This window comes from Sorangiineae bacterium MSr11954, from assembly GCA_037157815.1.
Taxonomy (GTDB): domain Bacteria; phylum Myxococcota_A; class Polyangia; order Polyangiales; family Polyangiaceae; genus Pendulispora; species Pendulispora albinea.
Genome location: CP089984.1, coordinates 9,770,713 through 9,797,211, shown reverse-complemented (window position 1 = coordinate 9,797,211; position 26,499 = coordinate 9,770,713). Strand labels below are relative to the sequence as shown.

General features: G+C 65.7%; 19 protein-coding genes and 1 pseudogene. 10 read left to right on the top strand and 10 right to left on the bottom strand.

The window, feature by feature from the left end:
• Positions 1 to 6 precede the first annotated feature (6 nt).
• Positions 7 to 306: a hypothetical protein gene (locus tag LZC94_38220; protein ID WXB13659.1), complete on the top strand. Its 300-nt coding sequence runs from the start codon at positions 7 to 9 to the stop codon at positions 304 to 306.
• Positions 307 to 666: 360 nt separating this feature from the next.
• Complete coding sequence (vgrG, locus tag LZC94_38215) at positions 667 to 2,940, top strand: type VI secretion system tip protein VgrG (protein ID WXB13658.1); 2,274 nt, start codon at positions 667 to 669, stop codon at positions 2,938 to 2,940.
• A 142-nt stretch (positions 2,941 to 3,082) separates the two neighbouring features.
• On the opposite strand, the gene LZC94_38210 is transcribed toward vgrG, so the two are convergent.
• The 3 genes from LZC94_38210 to glgC form a co-directional block, all read right to left on the bottom strand.
• Positions 3,083 to 4,570, bottom strand: a complete 1,488-nt coding sequence (locus LZC94_38210; GenBank protein ID WXB13657.1) for a hypothetical protein — start codon at positions 4,568 to 4,570, stop codon at positions 3,083 to 3,085.
• Between the two features lie 1,003 nt (positions 4,571 to 5,573).
• Positions 5,574 to 6,311, bottom strand: a complete 738-nt coding sequence (locus LZC94_38205; GenBank protein ID WXB13656.1) for a metallophosphoesterase — start codon at positions 6,309 to 6,311, stop codon at positions 5,574 to 5,576.
• Positions 6,312 to 6,343: 32 nt separating this feature from the next.
• Positions 6,344 to 7,600: a glucose-1-phosphate adenylyltransferase gene (glgC, locus tag LZC94_38200; protein WXB13655.1), complete on the bottom strand. Its 1,257-nt coding sequence runs from the start codon at positions 7,598 to 7,600 to the stop codon at positions 6,344 to 6,346.
• 96 nt (positions 7,601 to 7,696) lie between these two features.
• On the opposite strand from glgC, the gene LZC94_38195 reads away from it, so the two are divergent.
• From LZC94_38195 to LZC94_38170, 6 genes are read left to right on the top strand one after another with little or no spacing between them, the layout of a single operon-like run.
• On the top strand, positions 7,697 to 8,563 hold the full coding sequence (locus LZC94_38195) for an XdhC/CoxI family protein (GenBank protein WXB13654.1): 867 nt from the start codon (positions 7,697 to 7,699) through the stop codon (positions 8,561 to 8,563).
• A gap of 4 nt (positions 8,564 to 8,567) precedes the next feature.
• Entirely contained in the window at positions 8,568 to 9,230 is a 663-nt protein-coding gene (locus LZC94_38190; GenBank protein WXB13653.1) for an NTP transferase domain-containing protein, read from the top strand.
• Positions 9,231 to 9,235: 5 nt separating this feature from the next.
• A complete protein-coding gene (locus LZC94_38185; protein ID WXB13652.1) occupies positions 9,236 to 11,497 on the top strand; it encodes a xanthine dehydrogenase family protein molybdopterin-binding subunit in 2,262 nt (753 codons plus the stop codon).
• The gene (locus tag LZC94_38180; GenBank protein ID WXB13651.1) at positions 11,494 to 11,997 is read left to right on the top strand and encodes a (2Fe-2S)-binding protein; all 504 of its coding nucleotides are present in this window, start codon (positions 11,494 to 11,496) and stop codon (positions 11,995 to 11,997) included. The genes LZC94_38185 and LZC94_38180 overlap by 4 nt, the downstream gene beginning before the upstream one ends.
• Positions 11,994 to 12,917 (top strand): FAD binding domain-containing protein, encoded by a 924-nt coding sequence (locus LZC94_38175; protein WXB13650.1) that lies wholly within the window; start codon positions 11,994 to 11,996, stop codon positions 12,915 to 12,917. Before LZC94_38180 ends, LZC94_38175 begins: the two co-directional genes overlap by 4 nt.
• Positions 12,914 to 14,308 carry a phosphoenolpyruvate kinase gene (locus tag LZC94_38170; GenBank protein WXB13649.1) on the top strand — a complete coding sequence of 465 codons (1,395 nt, stop codon included), beginning with the start codon at positions 12,914 to 12,916 and terminating at the stop codon, positions 14,306 to 14,308. The genes LZC94_38175 and LZC94_38170 overlap by 4 nt, the downstream gene beginning before the upstream one ends.
• Here the strand turns inward: LZC94_38170 and LZC94_38165 are convergent.
• The 5 genes from LZC94_38165 to allB all read right to left on the bottom strand — a co-directional run bounded on the left by LZC94_38165 (position 14,289) and on the right by allB (position 20,213).
• A complete protein-coding gene (locus LZC94_38165; protein WXB13648.1) occupies positions 14,289 to 15,575 on the bottom strand; it encodes an ATP-binding protein in 1,287 nt (428 codons plus the stop codon). The two genes, LZC94_38170 and LZC94_38165, sit on opposite strands and share 20 nt — an antisense overlap.
• A 171-nt stretch (positions 15,576 to 15,746) precedes the next feature.
• Complete coding sequence (locus tag LZC94_38160) at positions 15,747 to 16,940, bottom strand: urate hydroxylase PuuD (protein WXB13647.1); 1,194 nt, start codon at positions 16,938 to 16,940, stop codon at positions 15,747 to 15,749.
• A 13-nt stretch (positions 16,941 to 16,953) separates the two neighbouring features.
• Complete coding sequence (gene uraH / locus LZC94_38155; GenBank protein ID WXB13646.1) at positions 16,954 to 17,292, bottom strand: hydroxyisourate hydrolase; 339 nt, start codon at positions 17,290 to 17,292, stop codon at positions 16,954 to 16,956.
• Positions 17,293 to 17,301: 9 nt separating this feature from the next.
• Positions 17,302 to 18,831 (bottom strand): allantoicase, encoded by a 1,530-nt coding sequence (gene alc / locus LZC94_38150; GenBank protein ID WXB13645.1) that lies wholly within the window; start codon positions 18,829 to 18,831, stop codon positions 17,302 to 17,304.
• On the bottom strand, positions 18,828 to 20,213 hold the full coding sequence (allB, locus tag LZC94_38145) for an allantoinase AllB (protein ID WXB13644.1): 1,386 nt from the start codon (positions 20,211 to 20,213) through the stop codon (positions 18,828 to 18,830). Before allB ends, alc begins: the two co-directional genes overlap by 4 nt.
• 279 nt (positions 20,214 to 20,492) lie before the next feature.
• On the opposite strand from allB, the pseudogene LZC94_38140 reads away from it, so the two are divergent.
• Positions 20,493 to 21,542 (top strand): annotated as a pseudogene (locus LZC94_38140) (VanW family protein).
• A gap of 1,006 nt (positions 21,543 to 22,548) precedes the next feature.
• Here the strand turns inward: LZC94_38140 and LZC94_38135 are convergent.
• Positions 22,549 to 23,028, bottom strand: coding sequence for a hypothetical protein (locus tag LZC94_38135; protein ID WXB13643.1), 480 nt, complete (start codon positions 23,026 to 23,028; stop codon positions 22,549 to 22,551).
• A 280-nt stretch (positions 23,029 to 23,308) separates the two neighbouring features.
• Here LZC94_38135 and LZC94_38130 point away from each other — a divergent pair, with 280 nt between their 5' ends.
• Entirely contained in the window at positions 23,309 to 23,740 is a 432-nt protein-coding gene (locus LZC94_38130) for a hypothetical protein (GenBank protein ID WXB13642.1), read from the top strand.
• A 222-nt stretch (positions 23,741 to 23,962) separates the two neighbouring features.
• Here the strand turns inward: LZC94_38130 and LZC94_38125 are convergent, their stop codons facing one another.
• Positions 23,963 to 26,428, bottom strand: coding sequence for a hypothetical protein (locus LZC94_38125; protein ID WXB13641.1), 2,466 nt, complete (start codon positions 26,426 to 26,428; stop codon positions 23,963 to 23,965).
• Positions 26,429 to 26,499 lie beyond the last annotated feature (71 nt).

Here is a 26,499-nt window from a genome sequence, read left to right as displayed (position 1 = left end):
GGTCGCATGTCTGATAAATTTAGTCGACTGATTTTTGAGTATGGGTTTGATGACCGTGATGAGTACGAGACTCCATTGCGCGGGTACCGAAGTCATGTTTGGGTCGAGCTCATCGATGGTTCCAAGCACCGCGTGACGTTTTTTGACACGATTCGCCTGCAGCAAGAATTACAACAAGAAATGGCGAACGGGAGAGGCTTCTTTGCGGAGCCGGGGCTCATTGTTCTGAATGAAGTTACTCGCGAAGCGATGGAGGCCGCCGCAAGGACGCTCGCGAACGAGGGTTTTTTTGATGGTGCTGTTTAGTAGGAAAGAGGCTATTGGGGCAAACGCGGGTGCAGAAGCAAAAGAGTCTCTACTCTCTGCGTGGGCGACTAACAGAGCACCAACAGAAATCTGAAGCATACGGGCAGACGCGGAATGCCTTCGGCAACCAAAGAGAGCGGGGCATGCCCGCGACCAAGTCTGAGCAAGGGGGCGGCCGCTGTGGCGCGATTGAATCGATTGCTGGAGGCATGGCTCGTCCAAGATTAGTTGGCGACAATGCCGTGCGCTTGCAGCGCGGTAAGCCCCTACAGCTTACAACCGACGTCCTTTCTTGGCGTAGGCGCCCAAGATCGCAACGTCTTGCAATGCTGCCGCAAGCCGACGATCCTATCCACCGCCATGCCTAGCACCCCCGACACCGCAAATTCCCTCTTCGCCACCCTCCACGAAGACATCGCGTACAAGCTCGAAATCACGGATGTCGAAGCCTCCCTCTTGCGCGTCGCATCGTACCGAGGCAACGAGGCGCTATCGGAGCTCTTCCGATACACGATTACGGTGGCCACCGATTCGGAGCCGGAGTCGATCGCGAGCCTCGAAGAGGCGCTTGGGCGCGACGCCACGTTCACCATCGAGTGCGACGGCAAGATCGCCTACGTCGTGCACGGCATTATTACCGCCGTCGAGCCGGACGGCGCGTTCGTCGGTAAGACGCAGGCGCGCGTGGTCTTCGTGCTCGAGCCGCGCTTGGCGAATCTTCGCTACAGTGGTGGGTTTCGAATTTTTCAGGATATGGCGGCCCACGAAATTATCAATGCGATCTGTGAGCCGGAGAACATCGAGCGCAGTTGGCACGTTCACGGCGTTCCGGCGAAGCGTGAATATTGCACGCAATTCAATGAGTCGGATTTGGACTTCGTCGCCCGCATCGCCAGTGAAGAAGGGATGCACTATTTCTTCGTCCACGACGACAAGAAGACCACGATGGTCTTCGCGAACGAGCCGAAGGGCTACCCGGAGATCGAAAAGAAGATCGAAATTGCCTTCAACGAGACCGTCGGCGCGGCTGACTCGGAGCATGTACGCAGCATCGGGCGGGCGCAGAGCATTCGCACGGGCGCCTTCGAGCACCGCGACTTCGACTTTCTCGAACCGAATCGGACCCTCGCGGCGCGTGCGGTGATGCAGGGCAAAGAGACGACCGGCAATTCGCACAAGCGCGAGGTGCGCGGTTATCCTGGCGGATTCATCGACAAGGACGGCGTGGGAAAGAAACGCGCGCAAATGCGCCTGGAGGAATTGCGCTCGGAGGCCCTCGTGTTCTCGGGCGCGGCGCGATCGTTGCGCTTTTCGGCGGGGCACTCGTTCACGCTCGCGGGGCATCGCGAGGATGGCTTCAACCGCAAATTGCTTTTGACGAGCATCACCACGTGTGGCGCGGTGCAACGCGCTGTCGGCGGCGGCTTTCGAGGCGCGAATGAACTGACGACGTTCACAGCGGTGCCGGCCGAAACGCCGATTCACCCTAAACGCAAGGCGAAGCCGCGGAGTCGCTTGCAGAGTGCACGGGTCGTGGGGCCCGCGGACGGCGATCCGTATGTCGATGAGCACGGCCGCGTCAAAGTGCAGTTCTTCTGGGATCGCGACGGGAAGTTCGATGCGAAAAGTTCGTGCTGGGTACGTATGATGGCCCCCGTTGCCCATATGAATGAGGGCTTTTGGCAAGCGCACAAAGTCGGTTCCGAGGTCATGGTGGGGTTTCTCGACGACGACATCGATCGACCGATGATTCTAGGGGCCCTTTACAACGCGGCGCAAACGCCCGTGTATCCGCTGCCGGAGCAGGTGGCCAAGAGCGTGTGGAGGACGAACAGCATCCCCGGGAACAAGGGATTCAACGAGATTACGCAAGACAACGCTGCGGGAAAGGAACGGATCTTCCTTCACGCGCAGCGTGCTCTCCAAGAGACCGTCGGGCACAATCACACCACGAACGTCGCGGCGAGTCAGAGCAACGCCGTGGGGGCGCATCAGTCGGTGTCCGTGGGGGCAGCGCGCGATGTCACGGTGGGCGCGAACGAGACGACGAAGATCAAGAAGCACCGGAAAGAAACGGTCGACAGCGGCGAAGACGTGATGGTGACAGGCCATCGCGAGCACATCGTGAAGGGTGGAAACGAGCACCTGACGGTCACCTCCGCCAATCGCACGGTCGATGTCTCGGCGGGAAATCACACGACGAATGTGAAACCCGGGCTTACGACCCTCGAGTCGCAAAATTGGACGGGGCACGCGACCGAGAAAATCTCTCTGACGGGAGACAAGGAGGTCTTCGTGGAGCAGGGGGACACGACGTTGAAGCTCGAGAGCGAGAATGTCACCCTCGACGTCGCCGGGGAGACGAAGGTCTCGCACGCGGGAACGACCGCTCGAATCGAGAACAGCGGCAAGGTCACGATAACGGCATCGCCTGCGCTGGCGATCCGGTGCGCGGGTGCCGAGCTCGCGATGGGCGGCGGCAACGTGGCGCTGTCTGCGCCAACCGAGATTACGCTTGCCGTAGGGGCGAGCGGCATCAAGATCAGCGAGCAGAGCGTCGAGACCACAGCGACCGTCATCAGCTCGATGGGCCTCCTGAACGAGGTGGCGGGAGGCGAGGTGAAATTCAATTGACGAGCCGTGCTACGTTCCGACACCGTGCCGTGTTCCAGCACCGTGTCACGTTCTAGCACCGTGCCACGTTCCGACTCTGTGCACCGTGCCACGTTCCGACACCGTGCCATGTTCCAGCAAGGATCGGGCGCGCGAACCCTCCTCAATTCTCGAAGCGCCGTGCGCTCTTGGGTGCCCGCGTGCGGAAGTTCTGATGGATCGCGTTGGCATGCCCCATCAACGCCGCGGCGCCTTGGGCGTCGCCCCATTGCTCGAGCGCTGCGGCCAGTGCGCGGGCGAGCTCGATGACCTGCATCGGAAGCGGCTGATCCTCGCTTCGAGGCTCGGTGCGGCCGAGGTGGTGCAGGGCATCGCGCCACGCCGCGAGAGCTTGCACCGGATCGCCGGCGTTGAGGGCGGCGTGGCCTTGGGAGCGCGCGGTGTGGACGGCCATGCGTACGTCGGCGGCGGCGGCGTAGATGCGGCTCGCGCGTGCGTAGGCGCGGGCCGAGCGTTGAAAGTCCTCGGTGCCGCCGTGAAGTGCACCAATCGACGCGTAGAGCGCGGCGACCGGTGCGCCGAGGCTCAATTTTTCGCCGCGTTCTGCGGTGGAGACGAGCAAGTCGATCGCGTTCGGCGTTTCGCCCAGCGCGATCAGGCAGCGCGCGCGTTCGCCTGCGAGCACGAGTTTGTCCTGCTCCGACAAGTGCGAGCCGTGTCGGCGGAGAAGCTCCTCGTGCATCGTCAGAGACGTCTCGACGTCGCCTCGCACGAAGCTCTCCGTCGCGCGTTCCAGCGCGGTGCGCGCTTCGTGACATGGCTCGTGGCGCAAGACGGAGTCGGTCGCCAAGCGGCCCATCACGGAGTCGAACAAACTCGAACCTTCGGCCGCGGTGCCGGCGCGCAGCACCTCCGTTGCATCTGCGTTCGCCGCCTCCTCCGGCACGTCCGCCAGCGCCCCGCGCGAAAATTCGTATCGCCGTTCGTCATTTCGTCGCCGTTCGACCCACGCCGGGCCGCGCCCATCGGGCACCCGCCGCACCTCACGTGCAAGCACGCGGTCGATGGCTGCCTGCACATCGCCCGCGCCGACATGGGCGAAAAGTGCCATCGCGCGATCGCTCCGACGTGCCGGCAGCTCCCCGAGCGACGGATGCACGGGATCGAGCACGACCAACCGTGCGCGCTTCAGCGCCGCATCCTCCATGAGCCGTGCGATGGCCGACTGCCAGAGCGCCTCGCCCTCCATGATCGTCGGCTCGAGCAAGACCACCACGCCTTCCGCCGGCGCAATGGTCTTTTGCGCGATCTCGCCCAGGCGCTGCGCGAACGCTTCGAGTGGATCACCGACATCCGGCGCGGGCCCCAATGGAGCTTGGTGCCGGTGCACCTTGTACCGTCTCAGCTCGCCATACATGGCATCGAGCCGCCGGAGGCGCTCCGCCCAGCCCGGGTCGCGGGAGGTGTGACCGGTGGCCAACCGATACGTGTGCCACGCATTTTCCTCGAGCGCGCCAAGGATCTGCAGGAGCGCCTCCACCTTGTCGAAGACGGCAAGCTCCGGAACGGTCACATGAAACAGCCGCATCTCGGGGTGCAGAATGAAGCGCCGAAATTCGCGTACAATGTCGTATGCGAGCCGGATCTTCACGCGGAGGACAACGTTAGCACGGCACCCCGAACCGCCGGCGGCTGTACCGCGCCGCGGTACGGTGTACCGAAGAGGCTTGCCGCCGTTCGGTACACCCTTGATACACCCCTCGCGGATTTCCGCGGATCTTACGGGGATCCCGCGGGAACGAGGCCCCGGCAAACGTTGGCACTCAACTTGGATTAGTCCCCCGCGCAGGTCTCAAAATCTCTCGCAGCACATGGATCCGGTCGAGTGAAGTAACTTCCTTACAATAGCTACCCCCAGTGGCCCTTGGGTCGGGGCCACTGGGGGTGGGGCACGTCGCATCGATCGTACCTCGCGCCGAGCGCCCCCTCGCGCCGGACGTACTTTGCGCCGAGCGCTCTCCGCGCCGGACGTACTTTGCGCCGAACGCCCCCTCGCGCCGAACGTACCCGCGCCGAGCGCTCCTCGCGCCGAACGTACCGGTGCCGAGCGCCCCCTCGCGCCGAACGTACTTCGCGCCGAGCGCCCCCTCGCGCTGGACGTACTTCGCGCCGAGCGCCCCCTCGCGCCGAACGTACCGGTGCCGAGCGCCCCCTCGCGCCGAACGTACTTCGCGCCGAGCGCCCCCACGCAGTCTACGAATCGACGGGGTTCTTCGGTAATCGGATCGTAATAGACGCGCCCCGCGGAGACCGAGACGATGAGCGCCAAGCGCTCTCCGCGCCGGACGTACCGGTGCCGAGCGCCCCCTCGCGCCGAACGTACCGGTGCCGAGCGCTCCTCGCGCCAAACGTACCGGTGCCGAGCGCCCCCTCGCGCCGGGCGTACTTCGCGCCAAGCGCTCTCCGCGCCGGACGTACCGGTGCCGAGCGCCCCCTCGCGCCGAACGTACCGGTGCCGAGCGCTCCTCGCGCCGAACGTACCGGTGCCGAGCGCTCCTCGCGCCGAACGTACCGGTGCCGAGCGCCCCCTCGCACCGAACGTACCCGCACCGAGCGCCCCCCCGCGCCGAGCGCCAAGAGCGCCCCCACGCCGCCTACGAATCGACGGGATTCTTCGTAATCGGATCGTAATAGACGCGCCCCGCGGGCACCGAGACGATGAGCGCCAAGCGCTCCGGGCGGTCCTGCGGGATCGACTGCCCGTGCTCGAGCACCAACGCGGAGAGCCTCCCGCCATAGACGCATCCAGTATCGAGCCCGGTGGCCCACGGGTGAATCTGCAGCCGCTCGACGGCGTTGTGGCCGAACACGATGTGCGGAGGCCCCGCATACCGCTCGCCCCAGAGCGCGCCGTCGGAGACGGTGCGGATATGAAGGAGCACCTTCGGATCTTGCTCCTCGATGGGGATGCCCGGCAGAACGCCGGCGTGCACCACGCGCACGCCGTGCTCCGGAAGATCCACGTAGAGCGATGAGGTCTCCAGCACCGCCCAATCGGGATCGGTGAGCGATTCCACCACGCCGAGGTGGTTCTTCCCCAGGGCGACGGGCGGTCGCTTCTTTTCCTTGGCCGCCTCGCGGTAGGCGAGGATCTTGGCGTCGTGGTTGCCGCGAACCACGATGGCGCCGGTGCGGCGTGCTACCTGGAGGACGCCGCGTGAGTCCGGGCCGCGGGCCACGAGATCGCCGGCGAAGACCAGGCGATCGCCGGTGTGGAAGGCGATGCGGTCGAGCAAGGTCTCCAGCTCCGCGCGGCAACCGTGGACGTCCCCCACGATGACGGTGCGGCCCGTATCGACGGATCGATGGCGCTGTGCTGCTTCTTCTCGCATCTGCTTGCTTCGTTTCAGAGGCTTGCCGCTTGCTACTTCAGCTTCGCCCGTTTCGGGATGACCACCACGCCCTGATCGGTGACGGCGAACCGTTGCCGGTCGGCCTCGAGGTTGTAGCCGATCTCCGCGCCCTGTGGGATTTCGACGTCCTTGTCGACGATGCACTTTCGGATGCGCGCATAGCGACCGATTTGCACCCCCTCGAAGAGTACGCTCTCCACCACCTCGCTGAACGAATTCGTGCGGCAACCCACGCTGAGCACGCTCCGATGGATGCGCCCGCCCGAGATGATGCACCCATGTGAGACGAGCGACTCCGTGGCGGTGCCCACGCGCGCTTGCGCTTCATCGCGGAAGACGAACTTGGCCGGCGGATCGTGAGTGGCGCCGGTGCGAATGGGCCAGCGCTTGTTGTACAGATTGAATTGAGGATGGGTCTCGATGAGGTCCATCTGGGCCTGCCAGTACGCGTCGACCGTGCCCACGTCGCGCCAGTAGCCGAGGTTGGGGGAATCCTCGCCCGGGACCCGGTTGGTCGCAAAATCGTAGGCCCACACCTCCTGCCCCGCCGCGACCATGCGGGGCAAAATGTCGTGGCCGAAGTCGTGCGCGCTCTCCTCGAGGCGCGCGTCGGCCTCGAGCTCGCGCACCAGCGCATCGGTCTTGAACAGGTAGTTCCCCATGGAGGCCAGGCACATGTCGGGCCTCCCCGGCATGGTGGGCGCGTCCTTCTTCTTCTCGTGGAAGGCCACGATCTTTCCCTTGGCGTCGACCTCGACGACGCCGAAGTCGATGGCCTCGTGCTTTGGAATGGGGATGACGGCCACCGTGGCGTCGGCGTTCCGGTCGACGTGGTAGCTGAGCATCTGCCGTACATCCATCTTGTACACGTGGTCACCGCCGAAGATGGCGACCTGCTCCGGCTTCTCGTCGTGGATGACGTGCATGCATTGGAACACCGCGTCGGCGGACCCGCGGTACCATTGTTTGCCGCGCCTTTGCTGAGCCGGAATGGGCTCGATCCAGTTGTCCAGAATGGGCGACAATCGCCAGACGCGGGAAATATGCTCTTCCAGCGACGCGCTCTTGTATTGGGTGAGCACTTTGACGCGCGTCAGCCCCGAATTGACGAAGTTGGATAAAACGATATCGATAATGCGATAGCGCCCGCCAAAGGGGACCGCGGGTTTTGCGCGCTCGAGGGTGAGGGGATGGAGCCGCTTTCCCTCGCCGCCGGCGAGGATCATGACGAGCACTTGCCTGAGATCGATGCTGTTCCACGCCACCATGGGAATTGGCGCGAGTCTAACCTGCTCCGATGAAAACCATGTCGGGAGTTTTCGCGGAAATCGTCCGAGGGCGTGGTACGAGAGGGAGACGTTCTCATGGCGAAGCTGATCCCGCTCCATCACCCCCCGGTGCCCCTGGTGAAAAGTCTCGCCGAGCCTGGTTTACCGAGCCCCATGCCGGCCGACGTGCCGCGCGTGCTCGAGATGGCCGCCGAGCGCGCGCGCCGCGGAATTTCTGGTGCAATGGCCACCGTGATCGCCCGCCATGGGTCGGCCCCCGCCACCCCTGGGCAAAAGTTGTACGTGGGGACCGATGGCGCCGCGTTCGGGACCGTCGGGGGTGGGGCCATCGAGCGCGAGGTGCTCGGCGCGCTGCAGGAGATGCTCGCGCGCCCCGTGGGAAAGAAGGTCCCTGCGGGCCATCAGATCCGCAATTTTCGGCTTGGACCCGAGCTGGGTATGTGCTGCGGAGGCCAGGCCGACCTTTTGTTCGAGCCCATCGAAGCGCTCACGCCGTGCCTCTTGATCGGCGCCGGCCACGTGGCCACGGCCACCGCACCCCTGCTCGCCCGCGTGGGCTTTGCGGTCACCGTGTGCGATTCGCGCGAAACCTGGGGCGGCGACGAGGGCCGCATCCCCGGGGTGCGCATGGTCATGGGCGACTACGACGAGGTGGGCGAAGGCATTTCCCGGGATGGAGTCGTCGCCGTGATGACCCACGACCATGCGCTCGACCAAGACGCCATCGAGTGGGCGCTCCGTCAGGGCTTCGCCTATGTGGGCGGCGTCGGAAGCCGCGCCAAGGCGCAGCGCACGCGCGACCGCTTGGAGGCCAAAGGGTTTTCGCTCGAGGACCGCGAGCGGGTGCGCATGCCCATTGGCGTGGACATTCGTGCGCGCCTGCCCGAGGAAATCGCGGTGGCCATCGCGGCCGAGTTGATCGCGTGGCTCAAATCGCGGTGATCGCATGCTCGGCGCGATCATCCTCGGGGCAGGGCGCGGCGAGCGGCTGGGGGGACCCAAGGCGCTCCTCTTGCTCGAAGGGCGCACCATGGCCGAGCGTCACGTGGAGCGCGCGCTCGATGTAGGGTGCGACCCGGTCGTCCTCGTGGTCCGGCCCGAGGTGGCCCAGAAGGTCGATGCCCGCGCGTGCCCGCATGTGCGCCTGGCCCTCTCCGAGGCGCCCGATCCGGCCGGATCGCTGGCCGTCGGTCTGCGTACGCTGGGAGAATGTGAGCGCGTGCTGATTACGCCGGTGGATACGCTTCCGGCATCGAAGGAAATTTGCGCGAGGTTGCGGGCGGCGCTCGACCTTGGCGCCATGGCCGCGACGCCGGCGCATCGCGGCCGCGGGGGTCATCCGGTGCTCTGCCGGGCCGAGGTGCTGGCCGATTATCGCGCGGGCGGCGCCGACCGCATCGATTCGGTCCCGGGAGCCGAGGGCTTTCCACCGCTGCGCACGGTGCTCTCGGCGTTGGGGCCGGCGCGGGTGCGGGTCGAGGTCGACGAGCCGACCATCCCCATCGATTTGGATACACCGCAAGATCTGCGTCAGCTCGCGGGCATCTCCGCCCCCGTCTTTGCGGAGCGTGTAGTCCTTTCGCCGGGTACACCTTTACGTCTAAAGTAGTTTGTATGAGCAACGTCATCGGCACCAACGTGCCGCGCACGGACGGCGCATCGAAGGTCACGGGCGCCGCCCTCTACATCGACGATTATGCGGCCGAGGGGGAGCTCTACGGCGCGACCGTAAGGAGCTCCGTGCCCCGCGGGATCCTGCGCGGCATCCGAAAAGATCCGGCGTTCGACTGGACCGGCATCACCGTGGTCACGGCCGAGGACATCCCTGGTGACAACGTCGTCATGCTCATCGAAGACGACCAACCCGTCCTCGCCTCCAAGGTGATTCAGCACGTCTACGAGCCGGTGGCGCTCATCGCCTGCGCCGATCCCGTGCGCCTGCAGCGCGCGATGAAGGCCATCACCCTGGACATCGAGCCGCTCCCTCCGGTGCTCACCATGGACGAGGCGCTCGCAAAAGAAGAGCGCATCTACCGCGACGACAACGTCTTCAAGAGCTACGTCATCCGCCACCACGTCGACGACGGCGACGAGCAGAAAAATATCGACGCCATCCTCGCGCGCTGCGACGTGGTCCTCTCCGGTCGCTACGAGGTGCACCACCAGGAGCAGCTCTACATCGAGCCCCAGGGCATGATCGCCTGGTGGGACGATGCCGGCGTTCACGTGACCGGCTCCCTCCAGTGTCCGTATTACGTGCACAAGGCCATGAAGCGGGCCTTCGCGCTCGAGGGCGAGAAGGTTCACGTCGCCCAATCGGTGACCGGGGGCGGCTTCGGCGGCAAAGAAGAGTACCCCAGCGTGGTGGCCGTTCACGCCGCGCTCCTGGCGCGCGCGGCCAAGCGCCCCGTGCGCCTCATTTACGGGCGCAAAGAAGATATCGAGGCCACCACCAAGCGCCACCCGGCCCGCTTGGAGATCACCACCGGCTGCGACGAAGATGGAAAGCTGGTGGCGCTCAAGTTCGATTGCGTCATGGACGGTGGCGCCTATGCCACCCTCACGGCGGTCGTTCTTTCGCGCGGCGTGCTGCACGCGGCGGGCGCCTACGAGTGGAAGCACGCGCGGGTCGCGGGCCGCGCGGTGGCGACCAACACGCCGCCCAATGGCGCATTTCGCGGCTTCGGCGCGCCGCAGACCATCTGGGGCATCGAGCGGCACATGGACCGGCTGGCCGAAAAGCTCGGGATGGATCCGCTCGATCTGCGAAAGAAGAACCTCCTCAAGATTGGCTCGTCCACGGTGACGGGGCAAATCATCAAGGAGAGCTGCGGGGTGGAGGAGTGCATCGAGCGCGCCGTGCAGGACAGCGGCTACTACGAAAAGCGCGCCGCCTACGCGAAGGACGCGGGAGACGCGGCGGCGGCGCAGCGCCGCGGCATCGGAGTCTCCGTCTTCATGCACGGCGCGGGGTTCACCGGATCGGGCGAGCGCCGTCTCAAGGGCAAGGTGCAGATCGATCTCGAGCGCGGCGGCAAGCTGCGCATCCGCACCGCCTCGACGGACATCGGGCAGGGGACGGAGACCGTCTTCCGCCAGATCGCCGCCAGCGCGGCCGGTGTTCCGCTCGACGCCATCGAGTTCGAGACACCGTGCACCACCAACGTACCCGACTCGGGCCCCACCGTGGCCTCGCGCACCGTCATGGTGGTGGGCTCCATCGTCTCCACCGCCGCCAAACAAATTGGCGACAAGGTCCGCGCGGCGGGAGGAGCCATCGCCGACCATGCGGCGTTTGCCGCCGCCGGCGATCGCTTGCTCGACAGCGCCAAGGAGCCGGTCACCGCCCTCGTTCAATACGAGCCGCCGGTCGCCAACCAATGGGACGACGACGCCTACCAAGGCGACGCCTACCCCACGTACTCCTGGGGGTGCGACATCGCGGAGGTCGAAGTCGATCGCGACACCTTCGAGACGAAAATCTTGGGCTTCTGGGCTGCACAAGACGTGGGCAAGGCCATTCACCCGGTGCTCTGCGCGGGCCAAGTCGAAGGCGGCACCTTGCAGGCGATTGGGTGGGCCCTCTACGAGTCCGTGGTCTGGAAGAACGGCCACATCATGAACCCGCGAATGACCAATTACGTCATTCCCACCAGCAAGGACGCGCCCCTCTTCAAGACCATCCTGGTCGAGCACCCGTTCTCCGGCGGCCCCAATGGCGCAAAGGGCGTCGGCGAGCTGCCCATGGACGGCGGCGCGCCGGCCGTGGCGGCGGCGGTGGAGCAGGCAATCGATGCACACTGCAACCATTTGCCGCTCCTGCCCGAGAATCTGTTCACCTATTCCAAAAACGCCGGGACGAGTAACATCCAATGATGCTTCGAATGACGGTCAACGGTGTGGCGCGCGCGGTGGAAGCTCCGCCGCTCGCGCGCCTGCTCGACGTGCTGCGCGGGCCCTTGGGGCTCACGGGAACCAAAGAAGGATGCGGCGAGGGTGAGTGCGGCGCGTGCACCGTGCTGCTCGATGGCGTGCCGGTCAACTCGTGCTTGGTCGCGGCCGGCCAGTGCGAGGGTCAGGCCGTCATGACGGTGGAGGGCATCCACGATCCGGGGGGCGCGCTGTCGGTCTTGCAGCGGTGTTTCATCGAGGACGGCGGGGCCCAGTGCGGCATCTGTACGCCGGGCATGTTGGTCGCAGCCGAAGCGCTGCTCCGCGAAAACCGCGATCCCAGCGAGGACCAAGTGCGCGACGCCATCGCCGGCAACCTCTGTCGATGCACCGGCTACCAGCGCATCGTCGACGCCATCCTCCACGCGGCCAAGCGCAAGCGCGAAGAGGCTTCACCCGAGCTCGGGTCCGAGGGCCGCACATGATGCTGGAATCGACCGCAAAAAGGCCGCGCGCGGCGCACGCTCCCGCGGGGCTCGAGGCCGCCGAGTTGGTCCGGCCGACCACGGTGCGCGAGGCGCTTTCGCTGCTCGAAAAGGCCGCCCAGGCCGGGCGCGCCGTGATGGTGCTCGCCGGCGGGACCGATCTGATCGTCGACCGGCACCTTCTCCCCATCGACCGCGCGCACCGGGTCGATTTGGTGGTGGACGTCACCCGAATCGAGCAGTTTCACGCCATCGCCAAAGACGGCGAGCGGCTCTCCTTCGCCGGCGGTGTGACCTATTGGGATCTCCGCCGCGAGCGGCTGGTCCTCGAGGCGATCCCCATGTTGGCCGAGATGGCCAAAGACGTGGGCGCCGTGCAAATTCAAACGCGCGGCACCCTCGCCGGCAACATCGCCAGCGCATCGCCCGCAGCCGATGGCGTGCCCGCGCTCATGGCGCTCGACGCCAACGTCCACCTCGCGAGCACGCAGGGCTCCCGCACGATCCCGCTGGCGCAGTTCTTCACCGGCTACCGCAAGACCGTGATGCGACCGGACGAGCTCATCGTCCGCATCGACGTTCGCCTCCCGGGATCCGCCAAGGTCTCCTGGCGCAAGGTGGGGACGCGGCAGGCGCAGTCGATCTCCAAGGTCGCCCTCGCGAGCGTCATCGATGTCGCCAACGGTACGATTCGCCACGCGCGCTTCGGCATGGCCTCCGTAGCGGCCACCACCCACCCGCTCGATCATGTGCGCACGTACGTGGAGGGCCGCGCGCTCTCCGCCATCGATCCCGCCGAGGTGGACCTCGCGCTCGGCCGCGACATTCAGCCCATCGACGACGTGCGCAGCACGGGCGAATACCGCATGCACGTTGCGCGCAGCTTGGTCCGCCGGGCGCTCGCCAGCGTGAGCGCATGAAAACGAACCTGTCCGAGGCGACCCTCGCGCCGCTCTTCGCCAAGCTGCGCACGGCCAACGATGCGTTCGCGCAGCGCTACCCGGGCGAGCGGAGCGCGCGCCAGCCGGTGCACACCGTTTACGGCGGCGCGCACCTGTTTCGTGCGAACACCGCGCCCCGTTTGGGCGAGCTCGCGCGCGCCTCCCTGGCCGCGCACGCCCCGGACTTCATCGCCTTTGCGCGCGCCGTCGATCTGCCGGGGGCGCACCGCATCCATGAGTCGCCGCGGGACGCATGGCTGGCCGAGACCGTGTACGCGCGCGTGGTCGAGAAGCTCGCGCGCGAGCCGGTGGAAGACTTCCGCATCGACTTCGAAGACGGCTACGGCACCCGCTCCGATGCGGAGGAAGACGGGCACGCGGTGGCGGCCGCGAACGAAGTCGCCAAGGCCCTCGCCGAGGGCACGCTGCCGCCCTTCATCGGCATTCGCATCAAGCCGCTCACCGAGGAGCACCACGCGCGCAGCCTCCGCACCCTGGACGGCTTTCTCGGCACCTTGCTCGAGGCCACGGGCGGAAAGCTCCCGCCCAACTATGTCACCACCTTGCCGAAGGTGCAGCTCCCCGAGCACGTCGCCGTCATGGCCGAGGCGCTCGAGCTCTTGGAAGCGCGCTTTCGCCTGCCCAAGGGCTCGCTCGTCTTTGAGATCATGGTCGAGCAGACGCAGGCCATCTTCGCCCCGGACGGCAAGGTCGCGCTCCCCGCGCTGATCGACGCTGCCGCCGGCCGCTGCGTGGCCGCGCACCTCGGCACCTACGACTATACGGCGAGCTGCGGCATCACCGCGGCCCACCAGCACATGGCGCACCCCGCGTGCGACTTCGCCAAGCACGTGATGCAGGTCAGCCTCGCCGGCACGGGCATCTGGCTCTCCGACGGCGCCACCAACGTGATGCCCGTGGGCCCGCACCGCGGCGCCCAGCTCACCCCGCAGCAGATCGCCGAGAACCGTCAAAGCGTGCATGATGCATGGAAATTGCACATGCGGCACACGCGCGGCTCGCTCGAGACCGGCTTTTACCAGGGCTGGGATCTCCACCCCGCGCAGCTGCCCGTGCGCTTCGCCGCCGTGTACGCGTTCTTCCTGGAGGCGCTGGCCCCCGCCTCCGAGCGGCTCAAGAATTTCGTCGAGAAAGCCGCGCAGGCCACCTTGGTCGGCGACGTCTTCGACGACGCGGCCACCGGTCAAGGGCTGCTCAACTTCTTCCTGCGCGGCATCCACTGCGGCGCCATCACCGAGGAAGAAGCCTCCGCCACGGGCCTCGGCTTGGACGAAATCCGCGGCCGCTCCTTCGTGAAAATCCTACGCGACCGCGCCGATCCGCAGCGGATCACCGCGGTCCCGTCGTAGCCGTCGTAACCTGCGGAGCCTGCGGAAGAACGACGCGCACCATCGTACCCAGCCCTTTGTTGCTCTCGGCCTCGATGCGGCCGCCCATCTCGTGGACGATGGCGCGCGCGATGTAGAGGCCGAGCCCCGTACCTTCGCCCGCCGCCTTGGTGGTGAAGAACGGCTCGAAGATGCGATGGATCATGTGCGGCTCGATGCCGAGCCCGTTGTCGTGGATCTCCACGGCGATGCACGCATCGTCGAAGCTGCGTGTCACCACCCGGATCTCGCCGCCCACCCGCTGCTCGGGGATGGCCTGCGCGGCGTTGACGAGGAGGTTCAGGAACACCTGCCCGAGCCGTCCGGAGTTGCCCTCCACGTTGGAGATGTCCGCGTAGTCCCGCACCACCCGCGCGCGCTGGCGGATCTCGCCGTGGGCGATGTTGAGGCACGACTCGAGGATGCTGCGCACGTCGATGCGCTCGCGTTGGTCGCTCTCGCGCGACGAGATGCGCAGATCGCGCACCAGGGTTCCGACCCGTTCGATCCCTTCGTCGGCCGTGGCCAGCATGCGGCCCATCTCTTCGAGGGCGTCCACCAAGTCGGCCCGCGCGCCCGTTCGCGCGCACGCCTCGAGCTCGGGGATGCGCCGGAGCACCGAGCGCAAATTCGTCATGGCGTACATGAGCGGGTTGTTGATCTCGTGCGCCACGCCCGCCGCCAGCATGCCAAATGTCGAGAGCCGGTCCGCCCGCAGCAAATGCGCCGTCGGTCCGCGCCGCTCGGCGCGGTCGCGCATCACCAGCAAGTGAACGTCGGGGACCACGTGGCTGCGCAACGTCACCTCGGCCCCGCGCTCCGTTCCATCCCCGCGCACGATGGCGCTCTCCCTCGTGCAAACCGCGGGAAAGACGCTCCCTTCGCCCGCCGTGCCCTCCGCGCTCGGGGGCGAGGCGGCCGTCACGCCCAGTCCAAGCGCGCCGCCCGCGCCCATCGCGCCGCCGATGGCGCCCAGCGCGTCCGGTCGAATCAGCTCGTGGACGGTGGCGCGGAGCAATTGCTCGCGCGAGAGCTCGAAAAAGAGGCACGCGGAGGCGTTCGCGTCGAGGACGCGGCCATCGCTCCCCACGGCCAGCATGGCGTCGTTGGTCTGCTCGAACGCCACGCGAAAGAATCCGGACAGAAGCCGCGCCTCCGGCGGCGGCGCGGGGATCCGCACGTTTCGGATCCCCGGCCCCTCGATCTCTTGCCCGTCCAGCCACGCCATCTGCATGCGGCCCCCTTGCATCGTCGGCCCCCTTCGCACCCCCCACATGGACTATGGTCGCATGTCCATCCCGTGCGGGATCGATTTCTCCATCCCGTTTCTTTCTACTCGGTTGGTGCGCGAGAAGCGCGCGAAAGAAGTGCGCGTACCATGGAACGCTCGTGCTGTTTTCCGCTGGGCTGAGAGCTCCCCTTATTCGATCGGACTGCCTTGTAGGAACCAACGCGCGAGCAAATCCCGCTCATCCTGCGTCATCCCCGTTTTGTTGCCGAATGGCATGGTTTTCGTAATCACGGCGCGGGTCTTGATCCGCTCCGCATACATCTTGATTTGCTCGGGCGAATCGAAGACCACGTTGTTCGGCGGCACCTTCCACTGATCGTCCGTGGGCTTGGCCGAGTGGCATGGTACGCAGCGCTGGCCGACGACGATGCGAACCGCCGTAAAGTCGACCTTTTCCTGCGGGTTGGTCGCGGCTGCGGCGGGGGGTGGATCGCTCGAGCGCGTGGTGAGAGCAAAGGTGATTCCCACCCCGATGATCACGGTGCTCGCGATCCCGGCCAGCCAGCCGCGCCACCAGAAGCGAATGTTCATGAAGTGACGTACGAGGGCTCCGGCCACCATGAGCACCGCCAGCACCAGCCAATTGAGCGAGTTGCCGTAAGTGCTTGGAAAGTGGTTGCTCAACATGATGAAGAGCACCGGAAACGTCATGTAATTGTTGTGGATGCTGCGCTGCTTGGCGTGCTTTCCCAGTTTGGCGTCTTGGCGCTTGCCCGCCTTGGTCAGAGCGATGAGCTCTCGCTGGGATGGCATGATGTGGAAGAAAACATTTCCCACCATGATGCTGCCGAGCAGCGCCCCCACGTGAATGAAGGCCGCGCGCCCGCTGAGCAGATGGTTGAGCCCATAGATGATCGCGGCCAGCAGCACGAAGCAGAGAGTGATCGCCACCGGCTCTTTCGTGCGGAGGGGCGAGCGCCAGATGAGGTCATAGACCAGGAAGCCGCCGATCAGGCTCCCCATGCCGATGCCCATGGCCGCGCCATGGCTGATCTTCGCCACCGCCGGATCGACCAGGAACGACGCGTCGCCCATGTAATACACCAGCAAGAGAAGCGCGAAGCCGCTCATCCAGGTGGTGTACGCCTGCCATTTGAACCAGTGCAGCACCTCGGGCATCTGGCTGGGCGCGAGCTGCTTCTTCTCCATCTGATAGAAGCCGCCGCTGTGGACCATCCAGATCTCCCCCTCGAACCCCTCGGGGGCGCCGGCGCGCGGCCGCAGATTGCGATCCAGCCAGTTCCACAGCATGGAGTTGCCAATCCACATGATGCCGGCGATGAGATGCACCCAGCGCACCAGCAGATCGAGAAGCTCTCGCACGTTCGAATCCAAGTCAGCTCCCGCGGTAAGTCGAATATCCGTATGGGTTCAAAAGTAGCGGCACGTGATGGTGTGTCCCGGGGTCGCGCACGATGAATGCGATCTGCACATATGGGAAGAACCCCGTAACCCCGGATGCGCGGAAGTAGGTCTCCGTGTCGAACGTGAGACGGTACTCGGCCGCGGCCAAAGGTTCGTGCAAAAGGTCGCGCAGCCGGCCGTCGTCGTCGGTGGTGCCGCGACCGCGCTCGGTCCATTGCCCGCCCGCATCGCGCTGCTCCAAGGTGACCGGCACACCGGCGGCGGGCCGGCCCCTCGATGTGTCGAGGACGTGGGTGGAGATGCTGCTCATTCCGATGACCTACCCACCCCTCACCAACTTGTCGAGCCGAATTTCCGTGATCTTGCGCTGCTCGTCGGCGGCGCGCAAAAGCTCGGTCTCCGGATCGTTCTTCATGCGCTCGTGCGCGATGGCGAGCATCTCGTCGGCCGTCTTACCCATCGAGCAAACGATGTAAATGTGTCCGAACTTCTCCTCGTAGGCGCGATTGACCCTCGCGAGCTCCTCGTGGGTGGCCTCGCTGGCCTCCGCCACCCGCGCCTGCTCGCTCTTGGACCACGAGGCCGCCGTCTCCGAGGTGCTGGCCTCCGCCTTGGCGCCCCCGATGCGCGGATGGTGCCGGAACGCCTCGAGGTAGTCGTCCTTGCCAAGCGCCTGCCACACCTCGCGCGCCTGCGCGATCAGCGCCTCCCGATCGAGGAACGGGCGCGCATGCACCATCTTGTCGACCCACGCGCGCGATCCGCAACAGTTGGTGAGCAAGGTCACGAGCTCCGGCGAGGGCGCGAAGTTCAGGTGCCGGAGCCCGAGCGCCTCGCGTCCATCTGCGGTGACCGTTCCATGAACGCGCAGCCGGCTCACGCCCCCGTCGGGGTAAATGGAGAGGCGCACGTGGGTGTAGGGGCCGCGCTCGGCCGTGAGCTCCTCCTCCAAAAAGTGGCGCGTGTGCGCTTGCAGCTTGATGCGCGGCACGAGGAGCTTCCATTGCGACTCGTCGGCCAAGAGCTCCGCCGCCGTGGCGTTGGGCCGCGCGCGAATTCCGTGTATGGCGCACGTATCGGGGTAGTTCCCCTTGAAGTGGTTCGTATCGACCTCGATGCGATCGACCGAGCCCTCGGCGGCGAGGCGCACGATGGCCCAATCCGGCCCCTCGGCGCGGCTGCGCTTGGTCTCCCACCCGTCGCCCATGTCGATGCCGCGCCCCGGCATGATCAAGTTGTGGCGCGAGCCGAAGAACATGTCGTTGCACGCGACCACCAAAGCGCCGTGTTCGGCCGCCGCCAGATCGACCTCGGCGCCGCTCCGCCCGGCCCAACGCGGCGCGGGGAGCACGTCGCCGTGAACGCGAAGGCGCGCGACCCCGCCGTCCGGGTAGATGTGCACGCGCAGGTGCGTGAGGCGCAGGCCCGCGTCGATGGGAAAGAGGTTCTGCGAATCGCCGCAGAGGGCGGTCTTCGGGAGGATCTCGACCCACGGGGTGGACTCCGACGCGAGCTCCTCGCCCGTGGGGCGTCCGGGCAGCGCGCACCCGTCGATGGAGCACGCGGCCGGGTAATTGCCCTTGAAGAACGCGGTGTCGACCACCACCCCGCGCACCACGCCGGCCAGGCCCAGGCGAACGATGCAGAAGTCGTGGCCGGGGATGCGGCGCCGGCGGGTCTCCCAGCCGTCCATCCACTTGCCGCGATCGGTGTACTTTCCCTCGATGAAGACGGGCTTGGTCGCCTTGAGGAGGTTCTCCTTCTCGGCGAAAAATTCGTCGTTGGCATAGACCACCGCACCGCCCAGCCGCTCCGCGGCCAAATCCATCAGCTCCGTAAAGTCGGTCATACGTTTCCTCGTCCGATCAAGCTGCCGCGCGGCGTGCCGACGAAGGGATCGGCCCCCGCGTTCCCGTGCGACGCTTCGTAGATTTTCTCGCCGCGCAGATACGTCGCCTTCACCACACCGTACAGCGAGCGCCCGTCGTACGGCGTGATCTTGTGACGGTGCTCGAGCCGCGCGGCGTCGATGGTCCAAACTCCGTCCGGATCCCAGACGACGAAGTCGGCGTCGGCGCCCTTTTGGAGGACCCCTTTGCGCCCGTACAGTCCAACGAGCTTCGCCGGACCCTCGCACATCCAGCGCGCGAGGTGCTCGAGCGAGAGGCCGCGCGCGCGCGTGCCGCTCCAGACCGCGGGCAACCCGAGCTGCAAGGACGCGATGCCGCCCCAGGCGCGCATGAAGTCCCCCGAGTCGACGCACTTCAACGAGGGCGACGCCGGCGAATGATCCGTCACGACTTGATCGAGGAGCCCTTCGCGAAGGGCGTCCCACAGGGCATCGCGGTTCGCGCGCTCCCGAATGGGCGGCGCACATTTGTAGCTGGTGGCGCCATCCGGCACGTCTTCGGCGGCGAACGACAGGTAGTGCGGGCACGTCTCGGCGCTCACCGGCAGGTGCCGATCGCGCGCCTCGCGCAAAATGGGGAGCGCGGTGGAGGCGGACAAATGCACGATGTGGGCGCGCGTTCCAAAGCGGGCCGCCAGGCGGAAGACCATGGCGACCGCTTCCTCCTCGGCCCGTTTCGGACGCGACGCCAGATAATGCGCATACCGTCGCGCCTCCTCCGGCGAGAGCGCGGCGCCCGCGGCCTCCGCGAGCGGACCAGGGAGCTCGGCGTGCACCAAAAGCGGCGCGCCCAGCTCGGCCAGGCGGCGCATCCCCACCTCGAGATCGCTCTCGCTCACATGGGGAAACTCATCGACCCCCGACTCGGCGAGAAAGCACTTGAACGCCAGCGCGCCCGCGTCGAACACGCGCTCGAGCTCCGAGGCATTTCCCGGCACCAGGCCGCCGCAGAGGGCCACATCGACCCGGCATTTTCCCTCGGCCGCGGCCCGCTTGGCGGCGAGCCCCCGAACGGTGGTCGTCGGCGGAATGCTGTTGAGCGGCATATCCATCAAGGTCGTCACCCCGCCCGCGGCCGCGGCGCGCGTGGCCGTCTCGAAGCCCTCCCACTCGCTCCTCCCCGGATCGTTGACATGCACATGCGTATCGACGATGCCCGGCATCACGACGAGATGGCCGGCGTCCTCGACGGGACAGCCCTCCGGCGCGGCCTCCCAAGCCTCCACCGCTACGATCCGCCCTTGCGCGATCTGCACACACGCCGGGCGCACCCCTTCGGGCGTGACGACGCGTTGGCTGCGCAGGCATAGGTCCAATTTCATCGGTTCGAATCTCGTTCCTCGCTGGCGGGGCCCGGGATCGGGGCCCATCCGGGCCCAAGCGTAGCGGTTTCCACGTGAGAAGGGGGCGACGAAAGGGGTTGGGCTCGGGGGCTGCGGGCTGGGTGCGCGCGGCGGTCTCTCCCAGGCGGGGCGCGAGCGCGGCAGATAAGGACGGGCCCGGAAGGGAGGCGGGCTGGAAGGCAAGGCGCGGAGGGGGGCGCGGGGAATGGCCAAGGGACCGGGAATCGGGAATAATAGTGGAGGCGTTCTGTACCTACGATGCAGCTCCGTTTGCCCACCCCGAAGCGTGCACTGCTCACCGGCGGCCTCTTGGTCGCACTCGGCATCGCGTCGGTGCCGCTGTATCGGCACGTCCTTCCGCCGGGTGACATCGTGCCGGGGCTCACCATCGACGGCGCCGCTCTGCAGGGCGAGCCCGCGTCCTTCATCGCCGCCCGGGCCCAAGCCCTCACCGAGCGCAAGGTCACGCTTCGCATCGGCGATCGCACCGTCCTGGAGACCACGTTGGGCCGCCTCGGCGTCCACGTCGACGAAGGGCGGGTGCTTCGTCTCGCGCGCGCGGCGGGCCACGAAGGCGACCTTCTGGGCCGCGCCGAAGTCGCCGCCCGCGCCCGCCGCGGTCAGCTCGACGTGCCGCTCCTCGCTTCGGTCGACGTGGCGGCCCTCTCGTCCGTGGTCGATCGCATCAAGGAGCGGGAGGACGCGTCCCCCATCTCCGCGCGCCTCAATGTCGCGCAAAAGACCACGGTCCCCGAGCGCGCCGGTCACTTCATCGATCTCGACGGCACCCTCGCCGCGGTCACGCGCCTCGCGCGTTCGCCCTCGGGCCCGAGCGAAAACCCGAACGGGAACGAGAACACCCTCGTTCTACCCGTGAAAAACTTCGCCCCCCGCGTGACCAGCGACTTCGTGCGCACCATCGACGTGCACACGGTGATGGCCGAGTACATCACCTCGTTCTCGCGCAACAAGGACCAGTCGCGCCGCGGCCAGAACATCGACAACGCCGCCAACAAGCTGGATGGCCTCGTCCTCTCGCCGGGAGAGCTCATCAGCTTCAACGACGTGGTGGGCGAGCGAAGCGAGGAGAACGGTTTTCAAAGGAGCTGGGAGATCTTCAAGGGTGAAATGGTGGAGGGCGTGGGCGGCGGCACCTGCCAAGTCGCGTCCACCGTGCACGCGGCGGCTTTTTTCGCGGGCCTCGACATCGTCGAGCGCCTCCCGCACTCCCGCCCCAGCGCATACATCCCGATGGGGCTCGACGCCACCGTGGTCTACCCGGTCGTCGATATGAAACTACGCAATCCGTTTCATTTCCCCATCGTCCTTCAAGCCACCGTCGACGGAAACCGTCTGCGCGTCGCCATGCTGGGCCGAAGCCGCCCCGCCACCGTGAGCTTCTCGCGCGACGTCGTCCAGACCCTCCCGTACCCCCGCAAAATCGAAGAGAAGCCCATCGCGGGCGCCAAGGTCATCGTCAAGCAACACGGCATCTTCGGCTACCGCATCGAGCGCGAACGCATCTTGCGCTTCCGCGGCGGCAAAGAGCGGGTCGAGAAGAACAAAGACTTCTACCCGCCCACCACCGAAATCTACAACGTGCCCCCGGGCTTCGATCTGGCTCTCCTCCCCCCGCTTCCCACCGTGAGCACCGACGAAGGCGAGGGCAGCGACACCAGCGCCCAAGCCGCCGCCAGCGCGGCCGCAGCCACCACCGGGCCGACCCCCGTCACCACCAGCCCCCAAGCTTCCCTCGTCGTCATGGAAGACGCCCCCGGCGCGCACGCCCCATCGAGCGCCCAGGCGCGTCCGGTAAAGAAGGTCACGATCCGCCGTTAGCGCGCCGGCTCGTGCGAGAACGGAAGTCATTCGCGCTACAGGTTATCGGGCTCCCGGACGACAAAGGTGTCCAGCCGTTGGAGCAATTCGTCGCGAGCCGCTCTCGTACTCAACCCGATGAACGACGCGTGGGCATGCGCAATGGTCGGATACACGAGGCAATCCATTGGCGTGTAGCAGACCTTGGGGATACTCATCGCTTTGAGACTCTTGACTTGCACACGGACGATACCGAACGACGCCCATTGAGGTTTTGCCTCATAAAGATCGGCTAGCCCTCCGCTCAACCTGGATTCGACGAAAACAGACGGTCCGTAACTCGCCACCGATGGCTTGAGCTCTTTGGTTTGTATCCAGGAAGGCAGAATCCGTTGCGTAATGGGTGCATTCGCGTCGTAGTGAATAGGGTTTATAAATTTGATAACCCACTCTGTGTCATCGACAACAACCAGCGCGTCTACAACCGGGCGCGCGCTCAAAAGGGAATCTCCGAATCCGCGTAGTTGCTCGAAGCCGTATCGAGTATGTCGGCAAGTATGCTGATTTTGACACTGGTAGCTTTGAGCTCGATGAGCTGATTACCTGCCTTCTCGAGGATCCCGCAGACGAGGTCCTCCAGCTTGTCCGCTGCCAGCAGTCGTTCTGTGCGGGATGCCAGACGAAGAGGTTTCGTTGACGCTTCTTCCTCGGTTGTGCGAAAAATTCGGTGCACGTAGAAGCCCCAGGCGTGACCTTTCTCGAAGCTGAGAAAGACTTGCTCGCCATCCGATTTGTCGGCCTCGGACGAAATCTCGATAACATGCGAGATACCCAACTTCAGGGTGACGAGACCTCGCTCGATCCGCTCGAGACTTTCATTGAGCGTCGCCGTGGCGATCGCCACCTCGGCGGCGATTTCTTTGACACGCGCAAGCCGTGCGGACACTCCGGTGCCGTTCCCTTTTCTTTCGGACATACCAGCGCCCCTTCGATGTCAATCTGATGTCAATCCTGAATGTTGCTCAGCTGCATCAAGCTTCCGCTTGACGCTGCCTCTTCCGAGGGGCATGAACATGCGATCAGCGCTTTATGGAGTCAAGGCGCCGTTTCAGTTAATGTGTAAATGTATGAAATTGCAGCATATTTATTACTGTGTTCGAAAGTTTCGAGGGGGTAGTCGTTCAGGTGAACATTTTGCGGGTCAGGGCGGGTTATCGCCCTGAAATTGTTGCCAATTCCCACGGAGGGTCTGGACGTTGAAGGTCGATCACCACACTCTTTCCAGTATGGAGCGACTCACCGGTTCGCAGGTGCATCGAGAGTCTCGGCGTGCGGTGGAGGACGTAACCTCGCGGTTCGAGCGATTGATCAAACTGACGGCGACTCCCGGCTGGGACGAGATCGATAGCGAACCCATCTCTGTGCAGCGTTGGGAACAAGCTCGTCGACTCGTTGCGACGATCCAGGACGAGGTCCCTCTCGTCTCGCAAGCCGTTCCATCTGCAGCCGGCGACGGCGCGATTCACATCCGATGGTCGCTCGGCGACGAGAAGATCTTTGACGTCGAGCTTTCCGCAGATGGAGAGATCGCGTGGCTCACACGAGACGATGGTTTTCGCGAGACAGGGATTGCTGCGTCTCTTGAAGACATGGTCGTCCTCCTTCGAGCATTTTCCGAGGAGGCGTAATTCGAGGTGTGCGTGCTTTTCGAGCATCGCGTGCCGCTTCGAAATGCTTGCATCATGACTTTGACCTAGGGGCGACAGTTCGATCCCCCATCGGGTAGGGGTGTTTTGCTGCCACCGCGGTACAGTGCTGGTGGGGCTCGCGACGGACTCTTATCGTAAATAAAGAAAGAGGCGGCCCGGTGAAGGGCAGCCTCTTTGCTCATCGTGAGATGCGATACGGGATTACAGGCAGCCCTTGCCGGTACCCTTGATCTCGTCCTGCTGCTGCTGCGGGTTCGCGGTGCCGCCGCCCGCGCCGCCGTTCGAGCTGCCGCCGCCGTTCGAGCTGCCGCCGCCGTTCGAGCTGCCGCCGCCGTTCGAGCTGCCGCCCGCGCCGCTGTTCGAGCCGCCGTTCGGGCCCGAGATGGACACGTTGGTGGGGGCGGCGGCGCAAGCTTTGACTTCGCCGGAGTTGGAGACGGAGTAGCAGAGGGCGCCCTTGGGCGACGCGGTGAGCGCGCCGCCCGGCTTGACGTCGACGGTGATCCCGTCTCCGGCGACGGAGGCGGTGACGGCGTAGTTGCCAGGGGCCACGTCGACCAGCACGTGGTCGGCGTCGGCGGTCTGGCGAACGGTGTAGCGCGCGGAGCTGGTGGTCGCCGCGTCGGAGGCGTCGCCCGGGAAGAGGACGACTTGGTTGCGTGCGCCCTGCATGTGAACGCCCACCACATTGCCGGCGGCCACGTTTCCGTCCTGGGACGAGAGGCGCGTTTGTGCAGAGCTCGCGCTCTCGGCGTTGATCACCGTGAGCCACTGCTGATCGGCGCCCGTGGAGTGCTCCTCGAGCCGCACCACCCCGCCGGGCAGCGCCACGGACTTTATGCTGGCGTCACGCGGGAGCAAGGTGTTCACGGTGCCGCCGGGGGTCGCGATGCCGAAGCTCTTGATCGCCGAGTCGACGAGGTTCTTCGGGGTGGCGGGCAGGTGGAACGACATCCACTGATCCGAAGAGCCGTTGCCCACGCTGGTGCGATCGAAGAGCACGAACGTTCCGGGGCGGACGTAGACGAGGTCGCGCGTGAAGTTCTTGATCGAGCCGCCCTTGTACATCTGCTCGACGTCGGTGGCGCGGGCGCGCACATAGACGCCGCCTTCCTCGTAGCGCTCCACGCGGGTCTGCGCTTGATCGGGCCCCGCCGAGGATTGCCCGGGGCTGTTCGGGTTGCTGGAATCCTGGACGAAGAACGTATTGTACAGGACGCGCGGCGCTGGCTTGCCCCACGCATCGCTGTAGACGAAGGTCTCACCGGACGTGCCGGCGACCTGCGGGATCCAGCCGGCGCCGTTCACCAGGAGCGGCTTGTCGCCCACGGTGACGCTCAGGTTGCCCTGATTGAACATCTGCTCGCCCGAGTCCGGCGCGTTGATGTACGTGCCGCTCTGGAAGGCTCCCCACACGGCGTCGTTCTTCCACGACGAGCGCATGGCCACATGGCCGGGGCCCGACGCCAGATACGACAGGTTCGCGTCTTGGTAAGGCACGTTGGGGGCCGACGGATCCCAATAGAGGAACTTCTCCCACGGCGAGCGATCGTCCTTGGTCGCGATGATGTCCGCCGCGAAGGCGCGCGTCCGGGCGGCTGCGCCGTCGCCGAGCTCCCCGAGCACGGTGGCGATGGTGGTCATCAGCGCCGCCGAGGGCTTGATGTCCGTACCCGAGCGCACCGTACCCTGGTCGTCCATATGCTGGAGCGACGGCCACGCGAAATACGATATGTAATTGGCTTGATCGCGCGCTTGCGGTACTTCGCTGATCCAGTCGAGGTTCTTCGCGGTCTTCACCGCCCAAAGGAACTTCACCACGCTCCCGACCGCCTTCGGGCCATAACCCCAGCCCTCCGGCCAGCCGCCGCCCGCCATCGATTTCTGGAAAGCAGGTTTGACGAGCTTGCCCCACAGCCTATCGGTGACGTCGGTGAAGTACGTCCCCGCCTTGGAGTTCTCACCTTCGGTGGCCAGCGCGGTCGCGGTCTTCGCGAGCAGGTAACCGACGAAGTAATTGCCGATGGGCTGATTCCTGCTGAAGCCGGCGGTGTCATACCAATCGACCCATGTGTTGAGCGAATCGATCACGCGCTGTCGCGTGGAGGACGAGAGCGCCGGATAGAGCCAGTCGTAGCCGACGGCCATACCGACTCCGTAATTGCGTATCCCATATCCCGAGTCGGTCGAAGGTGATTGCCCACCCGAACCTGCGGGGGTCGACATGGCCTCCAGCAGGCGCGACCCTGCTTCCCCGTATTTTTGCTGGGCTGCGGGGTCGTCCGCCACGCGGTAGCACAGACCGAGGGACATGATGGGCGCAACGTATTCCTCGCCCTGATATCCCTGTCCGACGTTGGGCGCATTGGGATATGCCTGTCCGCTGGGCGGATTCATCGTCGCGCCCGCCAGCGCATCGCATTTCTGTTTCAGCCCCGCCCACGCCGCGTCGTTCGCGGCCGCCCGCGCCTTCAGACGGGTCAAGAGCGGCGACGTGAGAAAGAGCCGGGCGGCGGGGCGCGCGATGACCTGATCGCCCGTCATCGGGCTCGTATCGCACGCACGCTCCGGCGACCCGTCGAGGGACGACGAACATCCGGCTGCGAGAGCAGCGGTGATGATGCATGCAGGTGCAAATAGCGGCGTCCCCAGGATATTTCGTTTCATGTATCTCTCAGCTCCATTGCAAGTCAGGTGGGGGCGAGCCGCCGGATCGCGGTGAATTGCGTCCGACCTTG